Annotated in this window: 23 protein-coding genes; 12 read left to right on the top strand and 11 right to left on the bottom strand. The window is 65.1% G+C overall.

The features are described 5' to 3' along the window. Positions 1–89 precede the first annotated feature (89 nt). The gene (locus BRAO375_RS11375) at positions 90–1,178 is read left to right on the top strand and encodes a Zn-dependent alcohol dehydrogenase (protein ID WP_009027618.1); all 1,089 of its coding nucleotides are present in this window, start codon (positions 90–92) and stop codon (positions 1,176–1,178) included. A gap of 185 nt (positions 1,179–1,363) precedes the next feature. Here BRAO375_RS11375 and BRAO375_RS11380 read toward each other — a convergent pair whose 3' ends face one another. The 3 genes from BRAO375_RS11380 to mbfA all read right to left on the bottom strand — a co-directional run bounded on the left by BRAO375_RS11380 (position 1,364) and on the right by mbfA (position 4,489). Continuing rightward, a complete protein-coding gene (locus BRAO375_RS11380) occupies positions 1,364–2,833 on the bottom strand; it encodes an amidase (protein ID WP_009027619.1) in 1,470 nt (489 codons plus the stop codon). Between the two features lie 81 nt (positions 2,834–2,914). Next, positions 2,915–3,445, bottom strand: coding sequence for a cytochrome b (locus BRAO375_RS11385; protein WP_009027620.1), 531 nt, complete (start codon positions 3,443–3,445; stop codon positions 2,915–2,917). A 72-nt stretch (positions 3,446–3,517) separates the two neighbouring features. Continuing rightward, the gene (gene mbfA, locus BRAO375_RS11390) at positions 3,518–4,489 is read right to left on the bottom strand and encodes an iron exporter MbfA (RefSeq protein ID WP_009027621.1); all 972 of its coding nucleotides are present in this window, start codon (positions 4,487–4,489) and stop codon (positions 3,518–3,520) included. Positions 4,490–4,690: 201 nt separating this feature from the next. Between mbfA and BRAO375_RS11395 the strand changes: the two genes are divergently transcribed. Continuing rightward, positions 4,691–5,413: a hypothetical protein gene (locus BRAO375_RS11395; RefSeq protein WP_009027622.1), complete on the top strand. Its 723-nt coding sequence runs from the start codon at positions 4,691–4,693 to the stop codon at positions 5,411–5,413. A gap of 262 nt (positions 5,414–5,675) precedes the next feature. On the opposite strand, the gene BRAO375_RS11400 is transcribed toward BRAO375_RS11395, so the two are convergent. The 4 genes from BRAO375_RS11400 to BRAO375_RS11415 form a co-directional block, all read right to left on the bottom strand. Continuing rightward, a complete protein-coding gene (locus BRAO375_RS11400; RefSeq protein WP_009027623.1) occupies positions 5,676–6,062 on the bottom strand; it encodes a hypothetical protein in 387 nt (128 codons plus the stop codon). Between the two features lie 97 nt (positions 6,063–6,159). Further along, positions 6,160–7,230, bottom strand: coding sequence for an alpha/beta fold hydrolase (locus tag BRAO375_RS11405; RefSeq protein ID WP_009027624.1), 1,071 nt, complete (start codon positions 7,228–7,230; stop codon positions 6,160–6,162). A gap of 236 nt (positions 7,231–7,466) precedes the next feature. Beyond that, entirely contained in the window at positions 7,467–9,002 is a 1,536-nt protein-coding gene (locus BRAO375_RS11410; protein ID WP_009027625.1) for an acyl-CoA synthetase, read from the bottom strand. Positions 9,003–9,174: 172 nt separating this feature from the next. Then, positions 9,175–10,347, bottom strand: coding sequence for an acetyl-CoA C-acetyltransferase (locus tag BRAO375_RS11415; RefSeq protein WP_009027626.1), 1,173 nt, complete (start codon positions 10,345–10,347; stop codon positions 9,175–9,177). A 138-nt stretch (positions 10,348–10,485) separates the two neighbouring features. Here BRAO375_RS11415 and BRAO375_RS11420 point away from each other — a divergent pair, with 138 nt between their 5' ends. The 8 genes from BRAO375_RS11420 to BRAO375_RS11455 all read left to right on the top strand — a co-directional run bounded on the left by BRAO375_RS11420 (position 10,486) and on the right by BRAO375_RS11455 (position 19,750). Further along, positions 10,486–11,145 carry a TetR family transcriptional regulator gene (locus tag BRAO375_RS11420; RefSeq protein ID WP_009027627.1) on the top strand — a complete coding sequence of 220 codons (660 nt, stop codon included), beginning with the start codon at positions 10,486–10,488 and terminating at the stop codon, positions 11,143–11,145. Between the two features lie 57 nt (positions 11,146–11,202). After that, positions 11,203–11,961, top strand: a complete 759-nt coding sequence (locus tag BRAO375_RS11425; protein ID WP_009027628.1) for an SDR family NAD(P)-dependent oxidoreductase — start codon at positions 11,203–11,205, stop codon at positions 11,959–11,961. Between the two features lie 153 nt (positions 11,962–12,114). Next, complete coding sequence (locus BRAO375_RS11430) at positions 12,115–12,921, top strand: enoyl-CoA hydratase/isomerase family protein (RefSeq protein WP_009027629.1); 807 nt, start codon at positions 12,115–12,117, stop codon at positions 12,919–12,921. A gap of 41 nt (positions 12,922–12,962) precedes the next feature. After that, positions 12,963–14,831 (top strand): AMP-binding protein, encoded by a 1,869-nt coding sequence (locus BRAO375_RS11435; RefSeq protein ID WP_009027630.1) that lies wholly within the window; start codon positions 12,963–12,965, stop codon positions 14,829–14,831. A gap of 135 nt (positions 14,832–14,966) precedes the next feature. Further along, positions 14,967–16,094 carry an acyl-CoA dehydrogenase family protein gene (locus tag BRAO375_RS11440; RefSeq protein WP_009027631.1) on the top strand — a complete coding sequence of 376 codons (1,128 nt, stop codon included), beginning with the start codon at positions 14,967–14,969 and terminating at the stop codon, positions 16,092–16,094. A 155-nt stretch (positions 16,095–16,249) separates the two neighbouring features. Further along, on the top strand, positions 16,250–17,494 hold the full coding sequence (locus BRAO375_RS11445) for an acyl-CoA dehydrogenase (protein ID WP_009027632.1): 1,245 nt from the start codon (positions 16,250–16,252) through the stop codon (positions 17,492–17,494). A 121-nt stretch (positions 17,495–17,615) separates the two neighbouring features. Beyond that, positions 17,616–18,863 carry an acyl-CoA dehydrogenase gene (locus BRAO375_RS11450; RefSeq protein WP_009027633.1) on the top strand — a complete coding sequence of 416 codons (1,248 nt, stop codon included), beginning with the start codon at positions 17,616–17,618 and terminating at the stop codon, positions 18,861–18,863. Between the two features lie 239 nt (positions 18,864–19,102). Further along, entirely contained in the window at positions 19,103–19,750 is a 648-nt protein-coding gene (locus BRAO375_RS11455) for a nitroreductase (RefSeq protein WP_009027634.1), read from the top strand. Positions 19,751–20,343: 593 nt separating this feature from the next. Here the strand turns inward: BRAO375_RS11455 and BRAO375_RS11460 are convergent. The 4 genes from BRAO375_RS11460 to BRAO375_RS11475 form a co-directional block, all read right to left on the bottom strand. Next, a complete protein-coding gene (locus BRAO375_RS11460; RefSeq protein ID WP_009027635.1) occupies positions 20,344–21,027 on the bottom strand; it encodes an acyl-homoserine-lactone synthase in 684 nt (227 codons plus the stop codon). A gap of 82 nt (positions 21,028–21,109) precedes the next feature. Next, positions 21,110–21,844, bottom strand: coding sequence for a helix-turn-helix transcriptional regulator (locus BRAO375_RS11465; RefSeq protein ID WP_035639999.1), 735 nt, complete (start codon positions 21,842–21,844; stop codon positions 21,110–21,112). 158 nt (positions 21,845–22,002) lie between these two features. After that, on the bottom strand, positions 22,003–22,800 hold the full coding sequence (locus BRAO375_RS11470; RefSeq protein ID WP_009027637.1) for an enoyl-CoA hydratase/isomerase family protein: 798 nt from the start codon (positions 22,798–22,800) through the stop codon (positions 22,003–22,005). Further along, the gene (locus BRAO375_RS11475; RefSeq protein WP_009027638.1) at positions 22,797–23,912 is read right to left on the bottom strand and encodes a cyclic nucleotide-gated ion channel; all 1,116 of its coding nucleotides are present in this window, start codon (positions 23,910–23,912) and stop codon (positions 22,797–22,799) included. The genes BRAO375_RS11470 and BRAO375_RS11475 overlap by 4 nt, the downstream gene beginning before the upstream one ends. A gap of 279 nt (positions 23,913–24,191) precedes the next feature. Here BRAO375_RS11475 and BRAO375_RS11480 point away from each other — a divergent pair, with 279 nt between their 5' ends. Both BRAO375_RS11480 and BRAO375_RS11485 read left to right on the top strand, forming a co-directional pair. Beyond that, positions 24,192–24,860, top strand: coding sequence for a Crp/Fnr family transcriptional regulator (locus tag BRAO375_RS11480; protein ID WP_009027639.1), 669 nt, complete (start codon positions 24,192–24,194; stop codon positions 24,858–24,860). Positions 24,861–24,880: 20 nt separating this feature from the next. Then, positions 24,881–25,762 carry a DUF6537 domain-containing protein gene (locus BRAO375_RS11485; RefSeq protein WP_009027640.1) on the top strand — a complete coding sequence of 294 codons (882 nt, stop codon included), beginning with the start codon at positions 24,881–24,883 and terminating at the stop codon, positions 25,760–25,762. Positions 25,763–25,959 lie beyond the last annotated feature (197 nt).

The following is a 25,959-nucleotide window of genomic DNA, read 5'->3' on the forward strand; positions in this document are numbered from 1 at the left end:
ACCACAAGGGGAGAGGGCGCAGCCATCGGCGCCGGCAGACTACCTAGTACGCTGCTAACTCAAATCATAACAAAACAGGGAGAACGCCAATGAAAGCCGCCGTGCTGATGGAGGTCAACAAGCCGCTCGTGATCGAGGACATCAGCGTGCCCAAGCCGGGTCCGCGCGAGGTGCTGATCCGCACGGCGGTCGCCGGGCTCTGTCATTCCGATCTGCACTTCATCGAAGGTTTGTATCCGCATCCGCTGCCGGCGGTGCTCGGCCACGAGTCCGCTGGGATCGTCGAGCAGGTCGGCTCCGACGTTACCTATGTGAAGCCGGGCGATCACGTGGTCACCTGTCTCTCGGTGTTCTGCGGCACCTGCGACAATTGCACCACGGGACGGCCGGTGCTGTGCACCGACACCACGGTGAAGATGCCGCCCGGCGCCTCCAACCGGCTGTCCTGGGGACGGAGCGAGAAGCTGCACCAGTTTCTCAACCTGTCCTCCTTCGCCGAGCAGATGCTGGTGCACGAGAACGCGATCGTGAAGATCCGACAGGACATGCCGCTGGAGCTGGCCGCGCTGATCGGCTGCGGCGTCATCACCGGCTACGGCGCGGTGGTGAACACGGCACGCGTCACCGCAGGCGAGACCGTCGCGGTGATCGGCTGCGGCGGCGTCGGCATGGCGGCGATCAACGGCGCCGAGATCGCGGGCGCGGGGCGCATCATCGCCATCGACACCAACCCCGCCAAGCTGCAGCTCGCGACCAAGCTCGGCGCCACTGACATCATCAATCCCGCCGACGGCGACGTGGTGGCGCAGGTACGCGAGTTGACCAAGGGCGGCGTGCATCACGCCTTCGAGGTGCTGGGACGCAAGGAGACCGCCGAGCAGGCCTTCGCGATGCTGGCGCCGGGCGGCACCGCCACCATCGTCGGCATGATTCCGTTCGGCCAAAAGATCGAGCTGCACGGCTTCGACTTCCTGCGCGAGCGCCGCATCCAGGGCTCGTCGATGGGCTCCAACCACTTCCGCGTCGACATGCCCCGCCTCGTCGAATTCTACCTGCGCGGCAAGCTGCACCTGGAGGATTGGATCTCGGCGAAGCTGAAGCTGTCGGAGATCAACGAGGGTTTTGCCAACATGAAGGCCGGGAAGACGCTGCGCAGCGTGATCATGTTCGATGCGTGAGAGGCAGAGGCGGTCGCTGCACACACAGCTGTCGTCCCGGCCTTGAGCCGGGACCCATACCGCGGAATCGATCGAGTTAGCTCAACTACGAGTCATCGTCTCACCACGGCCGGTGATTATGGGTCCCGGCTCAAGGCCGGGACGACTGCGGTGGTTAAGGCCCGTGACCGCGTCCCTGACGTCAACTAATCCGCAAACATCGGCGGCGGCGTGAAGCCGCCGAATTCGCGTTCGATCAGTTCGGCGAGCTTGAGCGGCGTGCGGTCTTCGAGGAAGGGGCCGACGATCTGCACGCCGACCGGCAAACCATCAGCAAGACCGAGGGGGATCGCGGTCGCGGGCAGGCCAGGCAGCGTGGCGACGCCCGGCCAGGCCAATTGATCATTGTAGTCGTGCTCCACTCCATCGATGCTGATGCGGCGTTGGGTCTGATCCGGCGAGTGGTCATGCGGAAACGCCGGCGTCGGCATGATCGGGCAGATCACCGCATCGAACTGCGTGAACAGCCCTCGCCATTGCGCGCGCAGCCCGAAGCGGGCGTTGCTGGCCTGCACCCAGTCACGGTGGCTGAGCGCGATGCCGCGCAGGCGCTCGGCGGCGAGGCTCGCGGCCTCTTTCGGCAGTTGCGCGGCCGCCTGGACGGCGCCGGCATGGACGTCCGGCGGCATGGTCGCGCCGAGAAAGCCGAGCAGCAGGCGCATGTAGAGCCGGCTCGAGCCGGCAAAGTCCGGCAGCAATGGACTCGCTCTCGAAACATTCACGCCGGCCTTCGTGAGATCGGCCGCGAGCCGCTCGATCGCGCCGCGCACGGCCGTGTCGGTCGGCAGCAGCGGATCGCTCGCCACGACCAGCACGCGGTAGTCCTGCAGCCGCGTGTGCCGCGGCGGCGGCAGTTCCAGCCGATACGCCTGGCCGGCTTCGATCGGGTCCGGTCCTGCCATCACGTCGAGCAGCAAGGATAGATCCGCGGCCGAGCGCGCCATCGGGCCGACCACGGCGAGGTCCGCCTCGTTCGGAAGCGGCGGGAATGGCGGCGGCGTGTGGCCGCGCGTCGGCACGAGACCATAGGTCGGCTTGTGCGCGGTGACGCCGCAATGAAACGCCGGCACGCGCAGCGAGCCGCCGATGTCGGAGCCGAGCGACAGCGCGCCGTAGCCTGCGGCCAGCGCCGCGGCCGAGCCGCCGGAGGAGCCGCCCGGCGTACGGCCGAGATGATACGGATTGTTGGTGGTGCCGTAGATGTCGTTGTAGCTCTGCCAGTCGCCGAGCCCGATCGGCACGTTGGTCTTGCCGAGCACGACGCCGCCGGCGTCCTTCACGCGCGTCACCGTCAACGCATCCTCGGCGGCGAGGAAGTTCTTCTGCTGCGGAAAGCCCCAGGTCGTCGCCAGCCCGGCAACGTTGAAGGACTCCTTCACGGTCAGCGGCAAGCCGAGCAGCGGCCCGCGCTCGCCACGTGCAAGCCGCTCGTCGGCGCCGCGGGCGGCCTGCAGCGCGCGGTCGAAATCGCGCACGCAGACGGCGTTGATCTTGTCGTCATGTCTGGTGATGCGGTCGATGGCGAGCTGCGTCAGCTCCACCGACGAGATCTCGCGATGCGCCAAGGCTTTCGCCGTTTCGACGGCGTTTGCGAACGTCCATTGCGATCCGGTCAAGGTCCTGCTCCCTGTGTGCGTGCAGGTCCTTTTCTACCTCAGGCTGATGGCGGGCGCTTGACCGATATTGCGCTGTCGCGACTAGCCCGGCAACATGCGCTGCATGACGCGGTCGCGGTAGACGAAGATGTGCGCCAGCGCCGCGCCGACATGAGCCACGATCAGGATCAGCAGCAGCCACTCAGCCGCCTGATGCAGTCCGTCGATGGCGCGGTTGCCGGCCGGATTGCGCGCCGCCAGCATCGGCAGCTGGAACAGGTAAAAATACGACACGCTCCAGCCGCGGTAGGAAGCGAACAGCCAGCCGGTGATCGTCGTGGCCATCACCATCACATAAAGCATCCAGTGCACCGCCTCCGAGCTCAGCCGCTGCCATGGCGGCAGCGAGCTCTCCGGCGCCACCGGATGGGTGAGGCGCCAGACGAAGCGCACCACGATCAGCGCGAGGATGGTCAAGCCGAATGAGATATGCAGGATCATCGGCGTGCCCGGCGGCGTGTTGGCGTGCAGGTCGGGCATCAGCCAGCCGATCGGATATTGGATGGCGAGCAGTGCCACCACCAGCCAGTGCAGGATCTTCGCGGGCGTGCCGTAGTGCAGGCGTGGTGTCATGACGAGCCTTCCGTTGCGATCGGTTTGGCGCAATCAGTATCGCGGCTGGAAGTTCCGCCCGCCGTCACCATGCTAGGCCGCGCCGATCAGTATTCCCACCCCCAGCACGATGATGCCGCCGAGCACGATCTGGAACACCGCCTGCAGGAACGGCGTGTCCATGTAGCGCGCGCGGATATAGGCGATCGCCCATAGCTCGAAGAATACGACGAGACACGCGATGGCGGTCGCGATCCAGAACGCATTGGTCCAGGAGTCCGGGACCAGGTACGGCATCGTATGGCCAAGACCGCCGAGCGTCGTCATCGCACCGCAGACGGCGCCGCGCAGCCACGGTGAGCCGCGGCCGGTCAGCGAGCCGTCGTCTGACAGCGCCTCGGCAAAGCCCATGCTGATGCCGGCGCCGATCGAGGCGGCGAGGCCGACGAGGAAGGTCTGGAAGTTCTGATGCGTCGCGAAGGCGGCCGCGAACAGCGGCGCCAAGGTCGACACCGAGCCATCCATCAGGCCGGCGAGGCCGGGCTGAACGTATTGCAGCACGAACACGCGCCGCCGCGTCTCGTCCTCCTTGTGACGCACGTCGGGGCTGAGAATCTCGTCGGTCAGCTTCGCCGCAACCTGCTCGTGGCCCTTCTCGGCCAGCGCGAGATCCCCGAGCAGCCGGCGCACGCCGACGTCCTTGGCCTGCTCGGCGGCCTTCGCATAGAAGCGCTCGGCCTCGAACTCCATCGTGCCGACCTCCTTGCGGATGGCGTCGAGCGACAGGTTCTTGGTCAGCCAGATCGGCCGGCGCTGCATGAAGCCCTTGACGTTCTCGCGCCGGATCGGCGGCAGGTTCTTGCCGAAGCGCTCCTCGTAAAGTTCGAGCAGCATGTGGCGATGGCCCTTCTCCTCCTCGGCCATCTGCTCGAACAGTTTCGCCGAATCCGGATACCGCTCCGCGAGGTCCTCCGCGAAGCTCATGTAGATGCGGCCGTCTTCCTCTTCGGCCGAGATCGCGATTGCCAGGATCTCGCGCTCGGTGAGGTCGGCGAAATTCTTCATTCCAAAGTCCCCGGATTTCCGTTCTCAACATTCGAGTGTTTAGAACGTTTCTAAACTGTATATGGATTTGCCGCAGCGCGGTCAAACTGCTGCCGCGCCGTGGGCGCGAAACATTTCGTGAGGTCGCATTCAGGCCCCAGTCAGGGAACCCCTGGGCAAATTCACCGTTCGCGTTTCCGCTTGGCTACCTAAGGAGTTCCAATGACCAGCGTCAAATACAGGCTGAATGACCCCGGACTGGCGCCGCGCCGCACCAGGATGGACATTCCGGGCTGGGCGGGCGAGCGGCAGCCGCGCGCGAATGGCTCGCACGAGCAGGTCTGGCACTGCGTGCCGTTCTCCGAAGGCGCGCAATACGGCATCGAGCTGTTCTATCCGTATGATTTTGAGCTGCAGGTCACGACGCGCGACGGCAAGCTTGAACTGTCTGGCGACTGGGGCGAGCCGCCGAGCCCGAGTCTGCAATGGCCGCCGTTCCGCAACTTCGGCGATGCGTTCTTCACCTATCAGATCCTGCTCGACCTCAAGGTGCCTCCGGGCTTTGCGATCCGCACCGAGCCACATCCGCGCTTCTACACCGATCGCACCGATACCTGCCCGATCGCGGTGCCGGCGCTGGTGCGCAATTTCTGGCCGATGCTGTTCTTCTGCGTGTTCAAGGCGCCAGCGGAGGGGCGCACCCACATCTTCCGTCCGGGCGAGCCGTTCGCGCAGGTGATCGTGATTCCCGAGGAGGCCAACTTCACGGTCGAGCCGATGAGCCCAGACGAGGCCGCCGAGCGCGAGCTGCAGTCGCGGCGAATCCATGCCAGCCGTCCCGTGCTCGCCAAGGAGACCGAATGGGTATCGAGCACCGACACGGTGTTCGACGGCACCTATCGCCACCTGCATCGCGCGGCCAAGGAGAAGGCGCGCAAGTCCTGAGACCCGCGCCAAAGGAAAGCAGGACGATCGCATACGATCCTGGAAGTTTGCGCTCTCCTCTCTCCGCGTCGTCATGGCCGGGCCTGTCCCGGCCATCCACGTCGTTCAGCACGCTCCGAACGACGTGGATGCCCGGGACAAGCCCGGGCATGACGGAGTAACAAGCTGCAGCCTTGCGATGCGGCAGCACCTGTTCAGCGCTTCCTCAAACGACAGGGCGCCGACCTCATGGTCAGCGCCCTCGGCATTCACCTGGCGACGATCAATAGCGATCGTAGTACCAGTGGTGATGGTGATGATGGTGGTGGTGGTGGTAGTACCGGCGCGGCACCACATACACCCGCGGGCCGTAGCCGTAGCCATAGCCAGGGCCGTAGCCATAGCCGCGCCAGTAGCCATGGTGATGGTGGTGATGATGATGGTGGTGATGATACCACTGCGCCAGCTGCACCTTCGGCTCGGTCGCCTGAGGTGCCTGCTCGTCGAGCGCCTGCAGCACCACGGCGGCATTCGGAATCGGCTCGAGCAGATCGGCGTAGGAATTGGCCTTCAGCACGTCGGCCGGCGCTGGCGCCGCTGACGCCTGCGCCGTGCCGAGCGCGCCGACAGCGGCGACCGCGCCAAGCAAGCCTGCGATCTTCTTATCCATCAATTTTCTCCTGATGCGCATCGCCCGGATGCCAAAACGTCGCAGCCCGAATTTTCGTTCCTCGATTCGCCTGATTAGGTCGCAACAGCGTCCGAAATCAGGCTGTCGATTTGTTCAGGAACGTGAACAGGAGCTCGTTCACTCGTTCATATTGCTCCTGCTGCACCCAATGACCAGCACGATCGATCAGCTCGCACAGGATCATGTTGGTGCAGACTCGGGATTGCATCGCTTCAATCACGCCGGGCCGTTGGTAGATGCCCCAGTCTTGCAGGCCGGAGATGAATGCAGACGGAACGTCGATGGTGCGATCCGACCACGTCTGCAATTCCGCGTCGAACAGGCCTGACGTGCCGCAGCGATACCATTGCAGGCCGCCCTGGAAGCCGTTCCGTTCATATTCGGCGGTGTAGACGGCGAGCTCATGGTCCGGCAGCCAGCGATTGGCGGCAATCGCTGCCGAGTCAGGCATGACGCCGGCGACGGTCTCGGCCATCGTCTTATCGAGATCCATGACGTAGTAGGTCGGCAGCTTTGCCAGCTCGGTCGCGGTCCATGCCTGCAGCGGATGCGGCTTGTTGTCCGGCCAATCCGCGCTCTTGTGGTGATAGTAGGCGCGCAAGAAGGCATGCAGGCCCTGCGGCGCGCGATGCATGTCCGCATTGGCCTCTCGCGTCGAGTAGTACCATTGATAGTGCTTGCGTGGCCGCGGCAGGGCCGCAAGCTCGCGGTGCACGGGGTCATCGGGCGGGACGAGAGGATGGTCGGCGGTGTCGAACGGCGCCGCCGGCGGACCCGGGAACGGCGCGCTCATCATCACGACCGATCGAAACACATCCGGGCGGATCACCGCGCACCACGCCGCGACCGGGCTGCCGAAATCATGGCCGATGACCGCGGCAACATGGCGATGGCCGAAGGCATAGACGACACCGAGCGCATCGCGCACGAGGTTGGTGAAGCGAAACGGCGCGAGATCGCCATCGTAATCCGAGCTCCACCCGGTGGTCCGGCCATAGCCGCGCTGGTCCGGCGCGAGCACGTGATAGCCCGCCGCCGCCAGCGCCGGCATCACCTTGCGCCAGCTGTAGGCGAGCTCGGGAAAGCCATGCAGCAGCAGCACGCAGGGCCGGCCGGGCGTCTCGAACCCGGCTTCGAGCACGTGCATGCGCAGCCCGTTGATGCCGTCGACGTAGCGCGAGCGGATGGTGGAGGGAAGAGGAAGCGGGGGCAGTGAGGAAGGAAAGACCATCGCGGCCCTCATCAGTGTCGTCCCGGCGAACGCCGGGACCCATAACCACAGGATAACGTAGTGATGCGCGCTGGCAGCTCCAGCCTTCGCAAAACTTGCGACGGTGGCTATGGGTCCCGGCTCAAGGCCGGGACGACACCGTTGGTTGGGGCTTACGCCGCGCCCTTCTTCGGCCAATAGCGCTCGCGCAAATGGCGCTTGACCAGCTTGCCGGTCGGCGTGCGCGGCAGCTCCGGCTCGAAGTCGATCGAGCGCGGGCATTTGAGCGGCGACAAATGCTTGCGGCAGAACAGGATCAGCTGCTCCTCGAGCGCCTTGCCGGCGCGCGCCATGTCGTGCGGCTGCACCACGGCCTTGACCTCCTCGCCCATCTCTTCATTCGGCACGCCGAACACCGCCACGTCAGCGACATCCGGATGGGTGATGAGGACGTCCTCGGTCTCCTGCGGGTAGATGTTCACGCCGCCGGAGATGATCATGTAGGACTTGCGGTCGGTCAGATACAGGAAGCCATCGGCATCGAGATAGCCGACATCGCCGAGCGTCGACCAGCCCTTGTCGTTGTAGGCGCGCTTCGTCTTCTCGGGGTCGTTGTGGTAGGAGAACACAGGCGCATCGGCGAAATAGACCGTGCCGATCTCGCCGGTCGGCATCTCCTGGTCATCCTCGCCAAGGATCTTGATCTTGCCGACCACCGCGCGGCCGACGCTGCCGCGATGCTCCAGCCATTGCTTGGAGGTGCAGACAGTGACTCCGTTGCCTTCCGAGCCGGCATAGTACTCGATCAGGATCGGCCCCCACCACTCGATCATCCTGGCCTTGACGTCGACCGGGCAGGGCGCCGCGGCATGGATCGCGCCCTTCAAGGTCGAGACGTCGTAGCGCTTGCGGACATCCTCAGGCAGCTTGAGCATGCGCACGAACATCGTCGGCACCAGCTGCGACTGCGTGACTTTGTATTTCTCCACCAGCCGCAAGAAATCCTCGGCTTCGAAATGCTCCATGATGATCGACGTGCCGCCGAGCGTGATCGCCATCATGTTGAAGCGCAACGGAGCCGCATGATACAGCGGCGCTGGCGACAGATAGATGCTCTCGGCGTTCATTCCGCACATGTCGGCGCAGAGCACGCGCAGGAACTGGTTGGGCTGGTCGATCGGATTGCCTTCGAAATCCTTCTTGATCCCTTTTGGTCGCCCGGTGGTGCCCGAGGAATACAGCATGTCGTAGCCGGCGACCTGGTCGGCGATCGGCGTCTTGGGCTGGGCGCCGGCCTCCTTGTCCCAGGAGCGGAAGCCGGGCTCGGGCTCGTCGACCATGAAGAACAGCGGGCCGTCATTCGACACGAGGTCGCGCACCTGCTCGGCGCATTTCGGCGAGGTGATGAAGACCTTGGCGCCGCAATCCCGGATGATGTAGGCGATCTCGTCCTTGGTGAGATAACGGCTGATCGCGGTGTAGTAGAGGCCGGAGCGCTGCGCTGCCCAGGCGATCTCCATGAAGGCGAGCCGGTTCTCCATCAGGAAGGCGATGTGATCGCCGGCCTTCAGGCCGAGCGATCGAAACAGCTGGGCACCCTGGTTGGAGAGTTCGTCGAGCTCGCGATAGGTGATGGCCTTGCCGGTGCCAGCCATCTGATAGGCGATCTTGTCGGGATGGCTCTGGGCGTGAATCGAAGGGTGGGTCATGATGGGCTCACCGTTGATCAGGGAAAAAGGTGTCGTCCCGGCCTTGAGCCGGGACCCATAACCACAGGGACCTGTGGTGAAAGCGGGCTGTGGCTCCAGCTCGCGCATCGTTGGATTCGGTGGCTATGGGTCCCGGCTCGAGGCCGGGACGACAGCATCGTTGGAGCGACGGTTACAGCCGCTCGACGATCGTCACGTTCGCCATGCCGCCGCCTTCGCACATGGTCTGCAGGCCGTAGCGCTTGTTGCGCTGCTTCAGCGCATGCAGCAAGGTCGTCATCAGCTTGGTGCCGGAGCCGCCGAGCGGATGGCCGAGCGCGATGGCGCCGCCATTGACGTTGAGGCGGCTCGGATCGGCGCCGGTGGTCTTCAGCCACGCGGTCGGCACCGAGGCGAAAGCCTCGTTGACCTCGTAGAGGTCGATGTCGTCGATCGACATGCCGGCCTTCTGCAGCGCGCGCTGGGTCGCCGGCAGCGGCGCTTCCAGCATGATGACGGGATCGCCGCCCATCATGGTCATGTGGTGCACGCGCGCCAGCGGCTTGACGCCGAGCGATTTCAGGCCGCGCTCGTTGACGACCATCACGCCGGAGGCGCCGTCGCAGATCTGGCTGGCCGAGGCCGCGGTCAGCTTGCCGTTCTCCGCGATCAGCTTGACGCCCTTGATGCCGTCGAGGCTGACGTCGAAGCGGATGCCCTCGTCGATATGATGCGTATCGGTCGAGCCGTCTGCGCGGGTGATCTGCAGCGGAATGATCTCGTCCTTGAAGTGCCCGGCTTGCGTTGCTGCGATCGCGCGCTGGTGGCTCTGATAGGCGTATTCGTCGAGCTCATCCTTCGAGAGCCCGTACTTCTCCGCCATCATCTCCGCGCCGGTGAACTGGCTGAACTGGATGTTCGGATAGCGCGTCTCCATGTTCGGGCTCTTGTAATGCCCGAAGCCGTTCTTCGCCGGCAGCGTCGAGGACAGGCCCATCGGCACCCGGGTCATCGACTCCACGCCGGCGGCGATCACGACGTCCATCGCGCCCGACATCACCGCCTGGGCGGCGAAGTGCAGCGCCTGCTGCGACGAGCCGCACTGGCGGTCGATCGAGGTGCCCGGCACGCTCTCCGGCAGCTTCGACGCCAGCACCGCGTTGCGCGCGATGTTGGTGGACTGCTCGCCGGTCTGCATCACGCAGCCCATGATCACGTCCTCGACCTGGTCCGGCGCGGCGCCGGAGCGCTCGACCAGCGCATCCAGCACCTTCGCCGCCAGATCCGCCGGATGCCAGCCGGCCAGACGCCCGCCCTTGCGACCGCCGGCCGTGCGCGCAGCCGCGACGATATAGGCTTCCGCCATGAGGTTTCCTCCCTAGACTTGGTTCGTTGATTGGGAGGGATTTAAATGCGCGATTGAGCTTTAGTCAATCGATCAATTAACTCTTGAGATCGACTTCGGCTTCGGCTTATCTGGCCCCAACAACCGATTGGAAACGCCTTGGGACCTCAGCTTCAGAACAGCGCGCCGGAGAAGCTTGCCGTGGGGCGGAATGCCACCGCGGAAAAGCTGCTGGACGCCGCGAGCGAGCTGATGATCCAGCGGTCCTCGATCGAGATCTCGCTCAGCGACATCGCCCAGAAGTCCGGCTCGAACGCCGCGCTGGTCAAATATCATTTCGGCAACAAGGACGGCCTGCTGCTGGCCCTGCTCGCGCGCGACGCGGCGACCGAGGTCGCCAATCTCGAATATCTGCTGGCGCAGCCGCTGCCGCCCACCGCCAAGCTGAAGCTGCACATCAGCGGAATCATCCGCGCCTATCACCGGTTTCCCTACATGAACCGGCTGATCCACTATTTGCTGCACGAGAGCAGCGCCGAGGCCGCCGACGAGGTGTCGAAGTTCTTCGTCGCGCCGCTGTTGGAATTCCATCGCCGGCTGATCGAGGAGGGCATCGCCAAGGGCGAGTTTCGCGATGTCGATCCCGTGCTGTTCTACACCAGCCTGATCGGCGCCTGTGATCACCTGTTCTTCGGCCGCCACGCCATGTCGCGCGCGATCGGCGTCGGCCCGGTCACCGATGAGGTCTGCCGCCAGTACATCGCCCACATGGAGGCGCTGATCTGCGGCGGCATATTGAAACGGGCAACGAGCGACTAGGCATCTGCCACGCGCTCGTTGCCATCAACAAGAAACATCCAGGGAGGAAACTTAACCATGCAGTTGAACAACGTTGCCGTTCTCATCACCGGCGGTGGCTCGGGTCTCGGCGCCGCCACGGCGCGCGCCATGGCGGCCAAGGGCGCCAAGGTGGCCGTGCTCGACCAGAGCCTGGAGAATGCCGAGAAGGTCGCGGCCGAGATCAAGGGCGTCGCCCTGCATGCCGACGTCACCAATGAAGATCAGGTCAAGGCCGGCATCGCCAAGGCGGAAGCCGCGCATGGCATCGCCCGCGTGCTGGTGAACTGCGCCGGCATCGGCGGCTCGCAGCGCATCGTCGGCAAGGACGGTGTCTATCCGCTGGCGAAGTTCGCGCGCATCATCAATGTCAACCTGATCGGCACCTTCAACGTGCTGCGCCTGTTCGCCGAGCGCCTCGTCACCGCCGAGCCGATCGGCGAGGAGCGCGGCGTCGCGATCAACACCGCGAGCGTCGCGGCCTATGAAGGCCAGATCGGCCAGATCGCCTATTCGGCGTCGAAGGGCGGCGTCGTCGGCCTCACCTTGCCGGCCGCGCGCGATCTCGCCAGCCAGAAGATCCGCGTCAACACCATCGCCCCCGGCCTGTTCCTGACGCCGCTGCTGATGGGGCTGAACGAGGAAGCGCGCAAGAGCCTCGGCGCCCAGGTGCCGCATCCGGCCCGCCTCGGCGACGCCTCGGAGTACGGCAATCTCGCCGTCCACATCGTCGAGAACCCGATGCTGAACGGCGAAACCATCCGCCTCGACGGCGCCATCCGCATGGCCCCGCGCTGACGGCAACCTCCGCTGTCGTCCCGGCCTTGAGCCGGGACCCATACTCCGCGGCGTCTGTGAGAAGCACTCTGGCAGACGCCGCGCTCTGACCAAACAAGCCGGTGGCTATGGATCCCGGCGTTCGCCGGGATGACGGTGAGGAGAGAGCGCGCCATGTCCCAACCGCTGCTGATCGAGCACGACAACGGTGTCGACCGGGTGACGCTCAATCGTCCGGAGAGCCTGAACGCGCTCGACCCGGCGCTGATCGACGCGCTCAATACCTACTTTGAAAGCCTGCAGCGCAATCGCACGACGCGTGTCGTCGTGCTCAGGGGCGCCGGCAAGAACTTCTGTGCCGGCCTCGATCTCAAGGCCGCCATGCAACGGCGCGCTAGCGTCAACGAGCCGCCGGGCGTCACCGAGTCCCTGGACTCGCAACGCCGCATCGCCGACATCGTGATGCTGATGCGGCGCTGTCCGCAGCCGATCATCGCGCTGGTGCAGGGCGCGGCCGCCGGCGGCGGCTTCGCGCTGGCGCTCGCCGCCGACATCCGCATCGCCACGCGCTCGGCCCGCATGAACTGCGCCTTCATCAAGCTCGGCCTCGGCGGCTGCGACATCGGCACCAGCTACTTTTTGCCGCGCCTGGTCGGCGTCTCCGTCGCCTCCGAACTGATTCTCACCGGACGCTTCATCGGCGCGGAACGTGCGCTGATGGTGGGCCTGGTGTCGGAGATCGTCGAGGAGGATGCGCTGGAGAGCGCGGCCGCTCCTTTCATCGATGCGATGATGACGGCCTCGCCGGTCGGGCTTCGGCTGTCGAAGGAATGCCTCAACATGAGCGTCGATGCATCGTCGATCGAGGCCGTGATCGCGATGGAAGATCGCAACCAGGTGCTGTGCAGCCGCTCGGACGATTTCAAGGAAGGCATTGCGGCCTTTCTCGAGAAGCGCAAGCCGGTCTATACCAACCGCTAGATATCAAGATCCGCAAAGGACGATATTTCGGGAGACGCAAAATGGACGGGACGGCAGCGAAAGTTTTGGAGAAGCCGGCATTCCGCAAGGTCAATTGGCTGGCGCGCGACATCGATGTCGAGAAGCGCGCGGACGGCGTGATCGTCATCAAGTCGCGCATTCCGCTGCAGGCCTACGAACCGCATCTCGCCGCGCCGCTCGCCCGCTGGGCCAAGGAGGCGCCGGCGCGAACCTGGCTGGCGCAGCGCACCGGCCCGGAGCGGCAGTGGCGCAAGCTGTCCTATGCGGAGGCCAAGCGCACCGTCGATGGGCTGACGCAAGCGCTGCTCAACCTGAAGCTCGACGGCCGCCCGGTCGCGATCCTCTCAGGCAATTCGATCGAGCATGCGCTGATGACGTTCGCCGCGATGCAGGCGCGGTCGCCGGCAGCGCCGGTGTCGCCGGCCTATTCGCTGATGAGCCACGATCACCTCAAGCTGAAATATCTGTTCGGGCTGGTGAAGCCCGGCGTCGTGATGGTGCAGGATGGCCCGACCTTCGAGAAGGCGCTGAAGGCGCTCGATCTCGACGGTGTCACCGTCGTTCATGTCGCGCGTCCCTGCGAGGGCATCCCGAGCGTCAGCTTCGCCGATCTCGCTGCGACGCCGGTGACATCGGAAGTCGAGGCGTCGATCGCGCAGATCACACCGGACACCGTGGGCAAGCTGCTGTTCACGTCCGGCTCCACCGGCATGCCCAAAGCGGTCATCAACACCCAGCGCATGATGTGCGCCAATGCGGCGATGATGATGCAGACGCGGCCGCGTGCGCCGGATGCGCCGGTCTCCACGGTGCTGGACTGGATGCCGTGGAATCACACCATGGGCGGCAATGCGGCGTTCAATCCGCTGCTGATCGATGGCGGCACGCTGTACATCGACGACGGCCGCCCGATGCCCGGGATGTTCGAGGAGAGCCTCCGCAACTTGCGCGAGGTGTCGCCGACCTACTACGCCAACGTTCCCGCAGGCTATGCCGCGCTCGCGGCGGCGATGGAGAAGGACGATGCGCTGTGCCGCTCCTTCTTCAAGGACTTGGGCATCATGGCCTATGGCGGCGCTCGGCTGCCGGACGATCTCTACGAGCGCATGCAGGCGCTGGCGGTGAAGACGACCGGCGAGCGCATCGTGTTCTACACCGGCTGGGGCTCGACCGAGACCGCGCCGACCTCGACCGGCACCTATTGGAACACCGAGCGCGTCGGCCTGATCGGCCTGCCGTTCCCCGGCGTCGAGCTGAAGATGGTGCCGACCGGCGACAAATACGAGCTGCGGCTGCGCGGCATCAACGTGATGCCCGGCTATTTCGGTCAGCCCGAGCTGACGAAGAAGGCGTTCGACGACGAAGGCTTCTACTGCATCGGCGATGCCGGCGTGTTCGTCGATCCCGCCGATCCCGTGCAGGGCATCATCTTCGCCGGCCGCGTGGTCGAGGATTTCAAGCTGACCACCGGCACCTTCGTGCATGTCGGCTCGCTGCGCACCGATGCGATCGCGGCGGCCACGCCGGCGATCCATGACGCGCTGGTGGCGGGGCAGGATCGGGAATATGTCGGCCTGCTGGCGTGGCCCAACCTGCATGCCTGCCGACAACTCGTCGGCAATCCCGAGGCGACGTTCGAGGACGTGGTGAAGCATCCGGCGGTCATCGACTGCGTTCGTCGCGGCCTACAAGCGCACAACAAGGACTGCGAAGGCGCCAGCAGCCGACGCATCGGCCGCGTCATGCTGATGGCCGAGCCGCCGTCGATCGACGGCCATGAACTGACCGACAAGGGCTACATCAACCAGCGCGCCGGCCTGGAACGCCGCGCCGCGCTGGTCGAGCGGCTCTTTGCCGCGACGCCCGACAGCGAGGTGATCGTGCTGTGATGCGAGATTTTGAAGCCGTCATTCCGGGGCACTCGCGAAGCGAGTGAACCCGGAATCCAGAGATGAGTCAGATCGAGATTCCGGGTTCGATGCTGCGCATCGCCCCGGAATGACGACCAGGAAGCAGGTGAGGCCATGAACTTCGATTTCTCCGACGATCAGAAACAGCTGCGGGACCAGGCGCGGAAATTCCTCGCCGAGAAATGCCCGCCGAAAGCCGTGCGCGTCGTGCTCGACGGCAAGGAGACCTATGACCGCGCGCTGTGGAAGGGCTTTGCCGAGATGGGCTTCCTCGGCGTCGCGATCCCCGAGGAGTACGGCGGCGCAGGCGCCGGCCATCTCGAACTCTGCGTGATCGCGGAAGAAGTCGGCCGCGCGCTGGCGCCAGTGCCGTTCTCCTCGACGGTCTATCTCGCGGCGGAAGCGCTGATGCTCGCCGGCAGCGATGCGCAGAAGCAGACCTGGCTGCCGAAGATCGCCAGCGGCGAGACGATCGGCACGCTTGCGCTGTTCGAGGGCACCGGCAATCCGTCGCCGAAGGCGATCAAGCTCGCAGCCGCCAATGGCGTGCTCAACGGCACCAAGAAGCCGGTGGCCGATGGCGCGATCGCCGATCTCATCATCGTTGCCGCGCGCACAGCCTCGACCGGCCGCGACAGCGACATCTCGCTGTTCCTGGTCGACGCCAAGGCCGGCGGCGTCGAGGCCAAGGCGCTGACCAATCTCGATCCGACCCGCGGTCAGGCCGAACTCACCTTCACGAATTGCAAGGCCGAGCCGCTCGGGACTGCGGGCGAGGGCTGGAGTATCATCAGCCAGGTGCTCGACCGCGCCGCGGTGCTGACCGCGTTCGAGCAGGTCGGCGGCTCCGATCGCGCGTTGGAGATGGGCCGCGACTATGCGCTCGACCGCATCGCCTTCGGCCGGCCGATCGGTTCGTTCCAGGCGGTCAAGCACATGTTGGCCGACATGTACGTCTCGGCGACGCTCGCGCGCTCCAACGCCTATTACGGCGCCTGGGCGCTCTCGACCAATGCGCCGGAATTGCCGGAGGCCGCCGCCTCGGCGCGCATCAGCGCGACGCAGGCCTATCAGCACTGCGGCAAGAACAACATTCAGGTCCATGGCGGCATGGGCTTCACCTGGGAGTTCGACTGCCACATGTACTACCGCCGCGCCAACGCGCTCGCGCTCGGCCTCGGCAGCCTGTCCTATTGGGAGGACCAGCTGATCGACCGCATGCGCAAGCGCAACGCGGCGTGAGGTCAAGCACGTCATTCCGGGGCGCTCGCGCGCGCAAAATGGCAAGGCCATTTTGCGCAGAGCGAGCGAACCCGGAATCCAGAGGTTATCTCGTCGAGATTCCGGGTTCGATGCTGCGCATCGCCCCGGAATGACGACCTAGAAGGGATGAGACGATGAACTTCGATGACACCCCGCAAGAGGCCGCGTTTCGCGCCGAGGCGCGTGCGTGGATCGCCGCGAACGCGCCGAAGCAATACGAGGACGAACTGCGCGCGTCTTCGCTCGGCCGCACCGCGTTGAAGAACGCCAACATTCTCGAGGTCGCCAAGGCCTGGCAGAAGAAGAAGGCCGATGCCGGCTGGGCCTGCCTGCACTGGCCGAAGGAATATGGCGGCCGCGGCGCTTCGCCGATCGAGCGCGTGATCTGGCAGCAGGAGGAGGGGCCGTTCGGCAAGCTCTCCGCGATGTTCATCATCGGCCACGGCATGTGCGGCCCGACCGTGATGGCCTATGCCTCCGAGGAGCACAAGCGGCAATACCTGCCGCCGCTCGCCTCGGGCGAGAAGGTGTGGTGCCAGCTGTTCTCCGAGCCGGCGGGCGGCTCCGATGTCGCCGGCCTGCGCACCCGCGCCGAGAAGCGCGGCGACGAGTGGGTGATCAACGGCCAGAAGATCTGGACGTCGGGCGCGCATTACTCCGACTACGGCATCCTGCTGACGCGCACCGATCCGACCGTGCCGAAGCACAAGGGTCTCACCATGTTCTTCCTGGACATGAAGAGCCCGGGTGTCGAAGTCCGCCCGATCAAGCAGGCCAGCGGTCACTCGGATTTCAACGAGGTCTATTTCACCGATGTCGTGATCCCGGACTCGCAGCGGCTCGGCGCCGTCAATGACGGCTGGAACGTCGCGCTCACCACCCTGATGAACGAGCGCATGTCGATCGGCGCCGGTGTCGCCACCGGCTTCCCCGAGCTGTTCGACTTCTGCTCCAATTTGGTGCTCGATGATCGTCCGGCGATCGAGGACCGCAACGTGCGCTCCAAGCTGGCGAACTGGGCGGTGAAGGCGAGCGGGCTGAAATACACCAGCATGCGCGCGATCTCGGCGCTGTCGAAGGGCGAGCGTCCCGGTCCGGAGAACTCGATCGGCAAGCTGGTCGCTGGCTCGATGGTGCAGGACGTCGCGTCCTACGCGCTCGATCTGCAGGGCGCGGCCGGCGTGCTCAGCGGCCCCGAGGCTGATGTCGCCGGCAAATTCCAGGCGATGCTGCTGCGCGCGCCCGGCACCCGCGTCGAAGGCGGCACCGACGAGATCATGCGCAACATCATCGCCGAGCGCGTGCTCGGCCTGCCCGGCGACATCCGCGTCGACAAGGACCTGCCGTTCAATCAGGTCCCGACCAAGGGACGGGCCTAGTAATCGGAGCCGTAGGGCGGGTTAGCGCAGCGTAACCCGCCGATGGCTTGAACGAAGCCAGAGATGTGGCGGGTTACGCCTTCGGCTAACCCGCCCTACGAATATGAACGAGGGCTGAGGCATGAACTTCGACGACACCCCGCAGGAAGCCGCCTTTCGCGAGACCGCGCGCGCCTGGGTCGCCGCCAACGCGCCGAAGGAGCTGGAAGATGAGCTCGCGAGCTCCTCGCTCGGGCGCATCCGGCTGAAGCACGCCGACATCGTCGAGGTCGGCAAGGCCTGGCAGAAGAAGAAGGCCGACGCCGGCTGGGCCTGTCTGCATTGGCCGAAGGAGTATGGCGGCCGCGGCGCCACGCCGATCGAGCGCGTGATCTGGCAGCAGGAGGAGGGCGTCTACGGCAAGCTGACGCAGCCGTTCCAGATCGGCGAGGGCATGTGCGGGCCGACCGTGATGGCCTATGGCAGCGAGGAGCATAAGCGCCGCTATCTGCCGAAGCTCGCCTCCGGCGAGGAGATCTGGTGCCAGCTGTTCTCCGAGCCGGCCGGCGGCTCCGACGTTGCGGGACTGCGCACCCGCGCCGAGAAGCGCGGCGACAACTGGGTCATCAACGGCCAGAAGATCTGGACCTCCGGCGCGCACTACTCGGACTACGGCCTCTTGATCACGCGCACCGATCCCAACGTGCCGAAGCACAAGGGGCTCACGATGTTCTTCCTGGACATGAAGAGTCCGGGTGTCGAGGTCCGCCCGATCAAGCAGGCCAACGGCATGCAGGAGTTCAACGAGGTCTATTTCACCGATGTCGTGATCCCGGACTCGCAGCGCCTCGGCGCCGTCGGCGACGGCTGGAACGTGTCGCTGACCACGCTGATGAACGAACGCATGTCGATCGGCGCGCGGCTCGCCACCGGCTTCCCGGTGATGTTCGAGTTCTGCGCGAACCTGATGACGGAGAGCGGGCTCGCGATCGAGGACCGCGCGACACGCTCGAAGCTGGCATCGTGGGCGGTGAAGGCAAGCGGGCTGAAATACACGAGCTACCGCGCGATCTCGGCGCTGTCGAAAGGCGAGCGGCCCGGCCCCGAGAACTCGATCGGCAAGCTGGTCGCGGGCGTCATGCTCCAGGACATCGCGACCTACGCCATGGACCTCGAAGGCGCTGCCGGCGTGCTCACCGGCGCGGATGAGGAGGTCACGCAGGGGCAATTCCAGCAGATGCTGCTCACCTCGCCGTCGATGCGCATCGCCGGCGGCACCGACGAGATCCTGCGCAACATCATCGCCGAGCGTGTGCTGGGCCTGCCCGGCGACATCCGCGTCGACAAGGATGTGCCGTTCAACAAGGTCCCGACCAAGGGACGTAGCTAGCCACACACGCCGTCATTCCGGGGCAAGGCCGAAAGGCCTTGAACCCGGAATCTGGAGGTTGGCTGGCATCTCTGTTTTACAATCTCGAGATTCCGGGTTCGGCCGCTTCGCGACCGCCCCGGAATGACGGGTGTGGAAGGGGGAGCGCGCGTGCGCTTCAATCGAACTTCAGGAAGGTCATGATGTCATCAGCAGCGCCGAAGCCGGAGCAAGACGCGATCACCGTCCTCGAAGACCTCATGGCCGCGCGTTTCTCCTGCCGCAGCTTTCGCGCTGATCCCGTCCCACGCGCGACCATCGAGCGCATCCTGACGGCGGCTCAGAAGACCGCGTCCTGGTGCAACAGCCAGCCGTGGCGGGTGGAGATCACCTCGGGCGCGGCGACCGAGGCGTTCCGCAAGCTGATGTACGTGGCCGCCTCGAGCGGCAAGCCGTCCTCCGGCGACTTCCCGTTTCCGCGGGAGTACAAGGGTGTCTATCTCGACCGCCGGCGCGAGAGCGGCTTCCAGCTCTACAATGCGCTTGGGATCGAGCGCGGCGACAAGGCCGGCTATGCGCGGCAGGCGTTGGAGAACTACAACTTCTTCGGCGCGCCGCATGTGGCGATCATCCATAGCGACGAGGCGCTCGGCACCTATGGCGCGATCGACTGCGGCGGCTATGTGACGAGCTTCATGCTGGCCGCGCAGGCGCTCGGCGTGGCCACGGTGCCGCAGGCGGCGCTCGCCTTTCACTCCGATCTGATCCGCCGCCATTTCGGTCTCGGTGACGACCGCAAGGTCGTGTGCGGCATCTCGTTCGGCTATCCGGACCTCGCCCACAAGGCCAACTCGTATCGGACCAGCCGCGCCGCCATCGCCGACACCGTTCGCTTCGTCGATGATTAGGCGCCATGCGGCACCGATGGAAACGAGTTCCGACAGAGTGAACTGTCGCATCGCCTTCGCTGACGCAGCAGCCTGCGGCTCGAGGGCGCGTACCGAGCTGAATGATGAATGAATGTTGCTGCCGATCGATCGGGATCGTCAGATCGGTGCGGCGACCGCGGGCCGCAAATTGAGGCCGATCAATGTGGCCGCGCGAGCTTCGATGGATTCTGCAATTTGAAGCGGCCCTGAAATCAAGGGTTTGCCAACCGATGATGCGGCTCGGAGTTGGCATTCATTGCTAATGGCTGCTGTTGGACGACTTTGGCGTGCATTTTTCTTTCAGCTCGTGGGCTTCGAGCAATGATATTGACAAAATCCTCTCCAACATTTTGAGTTGCATGGCGCGAGCGTCTACGATGCAAAATTGCAGACGCTCGATGATCTTCTCGAGTGAAGGTTCAGTCACGGCTCGAAACCTGAAGTGTCAGCGATGGATTCCATGAACACGCCGTCCAGCCTTTTTGCCCTCGAGGTGGATGAGGCGACGCTCCTTGGTCACCGCCTCTTGAAGGCCTTCCATAGACTGAGACTGACGCGGCACCGGGAGCAGCTCATTGCGCTGGCTGAACGGCTGTTGGAAGATGAAGAAAGATATCCGGCAGGGCCAGGCGGCTGACCTCTTCGAGCCCCTGCCATGTGAGCGTCGGCCGGGTCAGGCCGATCTGCTTGCACAACGACTTCCACGTCGTCTCGTCGCAGTCGACCAGGACGGCCATCACCGACATCCCGTCCATCATGTGGGGAACGCCCAGCGGCTTGGCCTTCCAGCCGCACTTCTCGAACCGCGGCAGCCACCAGCTTTCGAGCACGATCGAGAAGCCGGTGAGGCCGATCGAGATGCCGTACTCCATGATGGCGGTGAGCAGCAGCATGTCGATGCGCGGACCGGCATGCTCGCCTCGCCGCTCCGGGATGACGAAGATCCGTGACAGCTCGTACACGTCCGGCCGCTGCACGGGGCCGCGCAGATTGAGATAGGGAAAGATGTCGCTCATCAGGGTCGGCAGCAGCGTCGGCACCGCGCGCATCGCGCCGATCAGCTGACCCTTGTCGATGCAGAACAGATAGACGGCATCCTCGGTATCGAACTGATCGATCTCGCGTCCGTCCGGACGATCGAGGTCCATCCACTTGCGCTGCTTGACGTAGATCTCGTGACGCAGCCGGTAATATGGATCGAAATATTTCTCGTACAGCGCGCGATTATCTTTTCGAACGACATGAATCTCAGGCATCGAAACCCCCGGTCGTCTGAATCAACTTGGGGTTTGCAATTTGCCAACGTGCTCGAAATGATCCAGTGGGAGAAAAGCCAGATCAGATCGAGATCTCGCCGTTGACAAGAGCGGTCGCAACCGTCGCCGTCTTGTTCTTGGTCGCGAGCTTGCGCTGCGCCTCTTCGAGGTGCCAGCGAACGTTGCGTTCGGAGACGCCGAGGATGCGCGCCGTCTCCCACGCCGTCTTGCCGCGTGCCGCCCAGCTCAGCACCTCGGCCTCGATCCGCGACAGGCGGCGCCCCTGGTTGCTGGCCGCCGTGCGTGCCAGTGCGCGCAGCCGCGAATGCGTGAAGATGCTGATCAGGTGCAGCGCGCCCCTCGCGTCGGGCGCAAGGTTGGGATCCTCGCCCGCGATGCTCACGGCGCCGACCGCGTCGTCGTAGTGGATCGGCACGCAGAAGCCTTCGTTCAATCGGAAATCACGCGCCCGCATCATCACCTGATGCGCACGCGGCTCGTCCTCGCGGTCGTAGGGCGCTTCCGACCAGGCGAATGGATTGAGCGTCGACACACAATGCCGCGGGACCGGGTCGCAGCGGTGAAACTGTTCCCGCGCATACATGTCGAACCATTCGCGCGGCCAGCCATTGGCCAGGATGGTCTGCTGCAACGATTGCCCGGGTGTCGGCACGCCCGCCATGATGTAGGCGTGGAAGCCCAGATCGCCGATCATCTTCTCAAATTGGGAAAGCACGCTCGCGCTGGTCTTCGACGCTTCGATCGCATCGACGTAGTCCAGAGCCCGCCGTCCCCAATACGCGTCTATCACCTGCATGTGAAAGTCTCCGCCCAAAGGCCAAGCTAGCCACGGACAAAAGGCTGTCAACCGCAAATTGGAGATTTAGGACGATAGTTCGTTGAACGTGTGGCGGCACACCGGCTGGATACAGCGGGATGCATGCAATCCTGATCAGGCCGATCGGCGCATTGCCCTCAAAATCGCGGGGGCCGTTTCTCTGCAAACGATTTCATGCCCTCGCGGATCTCCGATCCGCTCAGGCTGTCCTGATGTCTGCGACGCGCTGCCGCATCGTCGAGCGCGCCGCGGGCGAATTCGTTGATCGCGCGCTTCATGCCGCGCATCGCGTCTGGAGCGTTGCCGGCCAGCAGCGCAGCTAATCGTTCGACCTCCCCATCAAGCGCGTCGGGCGCCACCATGCTGGTCAGGTAGCCCATGCGCAGCATTTCGGCGGCGCCGATCTTCTCGGCCGTGAGAAAGAGGTGCTTGGTATTATCGATGCCGAGCCGGGAGACGTAGCGCTTGATGCCGTTGGGGTAGTAGTGCAGCCCGAGCCGCGCGGCCGGCATGAACATCTCGGCGGTGTCGACCCCGATGCGGAAATCGCAGGCCAGCGCGAGATCGGTGGAGCCGCCATAGACGCCGCCGTTAAGTCGGCAGATCGTCGGCAGCGCGAGATCCTCCAGCCGGTCCACGACCGCTTCGAAGGACGGGCCGGCACCGCCGGCCGGGCTCGTCTCCGGCCCGCCGCCGATGGCGCCCAGATCGTAGCCGGCGCTGAAAGCCCGCCCCGTGCCGGTGAGGATCAGCACGCGCAGTCCGGCATCGGCTTCGATGCGATCGAACAGGCTCATCAGCACGCCGAGATCCTCCGGCTGCAGCCGGTTGAGATGGCGCGGACGATTGAGGCGGATGGTGGCGCGCGGGCCCTCGATCGTCAGGATCGGCGTGCTCGGCGCATCCCCGGTCTCGCTGCTCTGTCCGTCGGTCATGTCTTGTTCTCCAGGGCGCGGCGGCGGGCTTCGGCATCGATGCTCTGCGCCAGATCGGGGTGACGTGCCATCAGCACGCGGAAATCGACGAGGTCGAGCACCAGCAGCTTGGACAATGTCGTCGTGCTGATGTTCGCGGAGCGCAGGCTGTTGCCGAGCAGCGCCATCTCGCCGAAGAACGCGCCTTCGCCGAGCCGGACCTTCTTGCCGGGAAGCTCGACCTCGACCTCGCCCGCGGCGATGAAATACATGCAATCGCCAGGCGTTCCCTTGCGGATGACGGTGGTGCGCGGCGGCAGGTCGATCGTGCGCAGCATCTGGGTGACGTCGGCGATCGTCGAGGGGCCGAGACTGGCGAAGAACGGCACCCTGCTGACCGATTCCCAGGTCTTGAGGAAATTGTCGCGGCGGGTCTCGGCGGCAAAGCCGGTCGCCAGGATGCCGGTCCACAGGCCGAACACGCCGAGGCCGGAGATCATCACGCCGGCAGCGACGATCCGGCCCAGTGGGGTGATCGGCACCACGTCGCCATAGCCGGTCGTGGTGAGCGTGACGACAGCCCACCACAGCGCCGACGGGATGGTGCCGAACGTGGCCGGCTGATCATCGTGCTCGAGCGCGTACTCGGCGACCGATCCGAGAAACAGCACCAGCAGGAACAGCACCAGCACCGACAGCAGCGAGCGGGCCTCCACGACCAGCACCCGCCGCAGTTGGCGCAATCCGGGCACGCCGGGGATGACCTTGAGCACCCAGGTGACCGCCAGCAGCCAGGCGGCGCGCGGCTCCAGGCCGGCGATCAGCGCGGCGGGCACCGCGATGGCCGAGGCGGTGTCCACCAGTCCACGGGCCGACATCAGGTAGGCGCCGACGCGCTGCGTGCGCGCCGCCTGCTGAACCCGGACCGCCCATTCGATGACAAAGTAGGCAAGGCATCCCCATAACAGGGTAGCGATCCAGCGCTGTGCCGCTTCGTAGGCTGCGGTCACCGTCGACAGCACCATGGCGCTCAGGCCGAGCGCCACAGCCGCGTAGGCGGCACGGGTCACGTTTCGTCCGGCCGTTGCTGCGACAAACGCCGTCAGGGCAGGAGATAGCAGCGGTTTGGACATGGGTCGCGGGTGCCTGTCGATCCTCTTGTTCCCCGCGGCAAAGTGCCCTGTGCGGGGAAGGCCCGTCAACGACGCCGGCAGCGAGGCCGTGCGGCGTCAACCGGCCGGCCTCCACCAAATGTTGCGAGCGGGGAATTTTTTCTCCCCGGCTCAAATACCGGTTCTTTCGTCGTCTGTTCGCCGTATATCAAAAGCCGGCGCGGACACGCTAAATTAGCCACAGAGGGGCCGGAATCGAGCGTCCGCTTCCCTCGCGTCGCAAAAGTCTGGTTGATCCCGATGGATACCTCACACCTGGTCGAACATGCAGGCGCCGCTGGCAGCCTCTTCGCATCGATCTTCGTGGTTGCCACGCTGTCAATGCGGACGATGATTCCGCTGCGGGTGTTCGCCATCCTCACCAACATCGTCCTGATCGCCACCGCGGTCCCGACGCACAATTACCCGGTCATCATCCTGCACGGCGTGCTGCTGCCGCTCAACAGCTACCGCCTGCACCAGATGCTGCAACTGGTCCGCGACGTGAAGCAGTCGGTCAACAGCGACCTGTCGATGGAGTGGCTGAAGCCGTTCATGACCGAGCGCAAATGCGGTCCGGGCGAGGTCCTGTTCTACAAGGACGAGAAGGCCGACAGCATGTACTATATCGTCAGCGGCCGCTTCCGGCTGGTCGAATCGGGCATCGAGCTGCCGGTCGGCGCCATCGTCGGGGAGTTCGGCATGATCTCGCCGTCCAATACGCGCACGCAGACGCTGGAATGCGTCGAGGGCGGGTTGATCCTGTCGGTCTCCTACGATCAGGTCGAGCAGCTCTACGTCCAGAACCCCGCCTTCGCGTTCTATTTCCTGCGTCTGGCCAGCGCCCGGCTGTTCCAGAACATCGAAACGCTCGAGCGCCGGCTGGCGCAGCAGACCGCAGCCGCGGCGCCCGTGGCGAAGTCGGCGTGATCTGAAGGGCTCGGAGCACCGTGGAAAGCGTCCGGTCTTCGCTGCGCTACCTGTTCGCCGACCTCATCGGCGATCATGACGGCGAGCCGCCATTTCTGCCGGACGGTCTGCCCGAGGCGGCGATCCCGGCCGTGAGCGAGGGAATTCATCTCCTGATGGAGTACCAGGGCGCCAGCTACGCCCAGCTCTATGTCGACCGCATCAAGCGCTTCGTTCGTCGATCGAACATTGATGCCGCCATGCTCAGCGAGATCGCCCGGCTGCTGGCCGCCCGCATGGCCTATGAGGATCTCATCAGGATTGCGCAGCTGCGGCTGATGAGCTTGCAAAGCGGGCGGAGGCCAGGCGGCCGCGAGACAGACGACGTCCGGCGGTTTCGGCTGGACGAGCTGCTCGGCGCGTTGCCGCAGGCGGTCGCCGATTCCATGCTGACGGGGTTCGAGCAGATTGGCTGGCTCGGTCGCCGCCGTATCAAGGTCCGCTTCTCTATCCGCTCACGGCTTGCGGTTCGCCGTCTCAAGCTGATCGCCGGGCTGCGGCGCTGGCGGCTGCAATCGGTGCGCTATGGCGAGGAGCGGGCCTGGGCCGAGCGCTGGCTCCACATGATTGCGCGCGCGCTGGACAAGCAGCCCGCGGCGGCCCCGGCCGTGATCGCCACGGCGGAGATGATCCAGGGGCAGGGCGACGCCTACCGGCAGGGGCTCGCGGATTGGCACGCCATCATCGACGGCCTGGCCAAGCCGACCTTCGACGGCGTGTTGCCGCTGTCGGAGCTCGCCGCCGCAATCGAGGAGGCCCGCGCGGTCGCGCTAGCGGAGCCCGGGCAGGGCGCCCTGAAGCGGACCATTGAGCAGATCCGCGCAAGGGCGATGGCGGCGCCCAGCAGCAACGCGGCGGAGTGAGGTCCGCCGCCGGCGTTGCGGTTCAGCGGGCCGCAGACCCGCACCTGGTAGGTAACCTTACCCCTCGCGGAAGATGTGGGAAGGGTAGCAGAGTGCGCTTCGAGGTTCCCTTTCGCGTGCAATTCGCCACCAGAGATGTCATAAGCGTCGCATACGCGTCGAATTGGCCGGGTATTCTCATCAGATTGCGCTGAACG

This window comes from Bradyrhizobium sp. ORS 375 (assembly GCF_000239775.1).
Classification (GTDB): Bacteria; Pseudomonadota; Alphaproteobacteria; order Rhizobiales; family Xanthobacteraceae; genus Bradyrhizobium.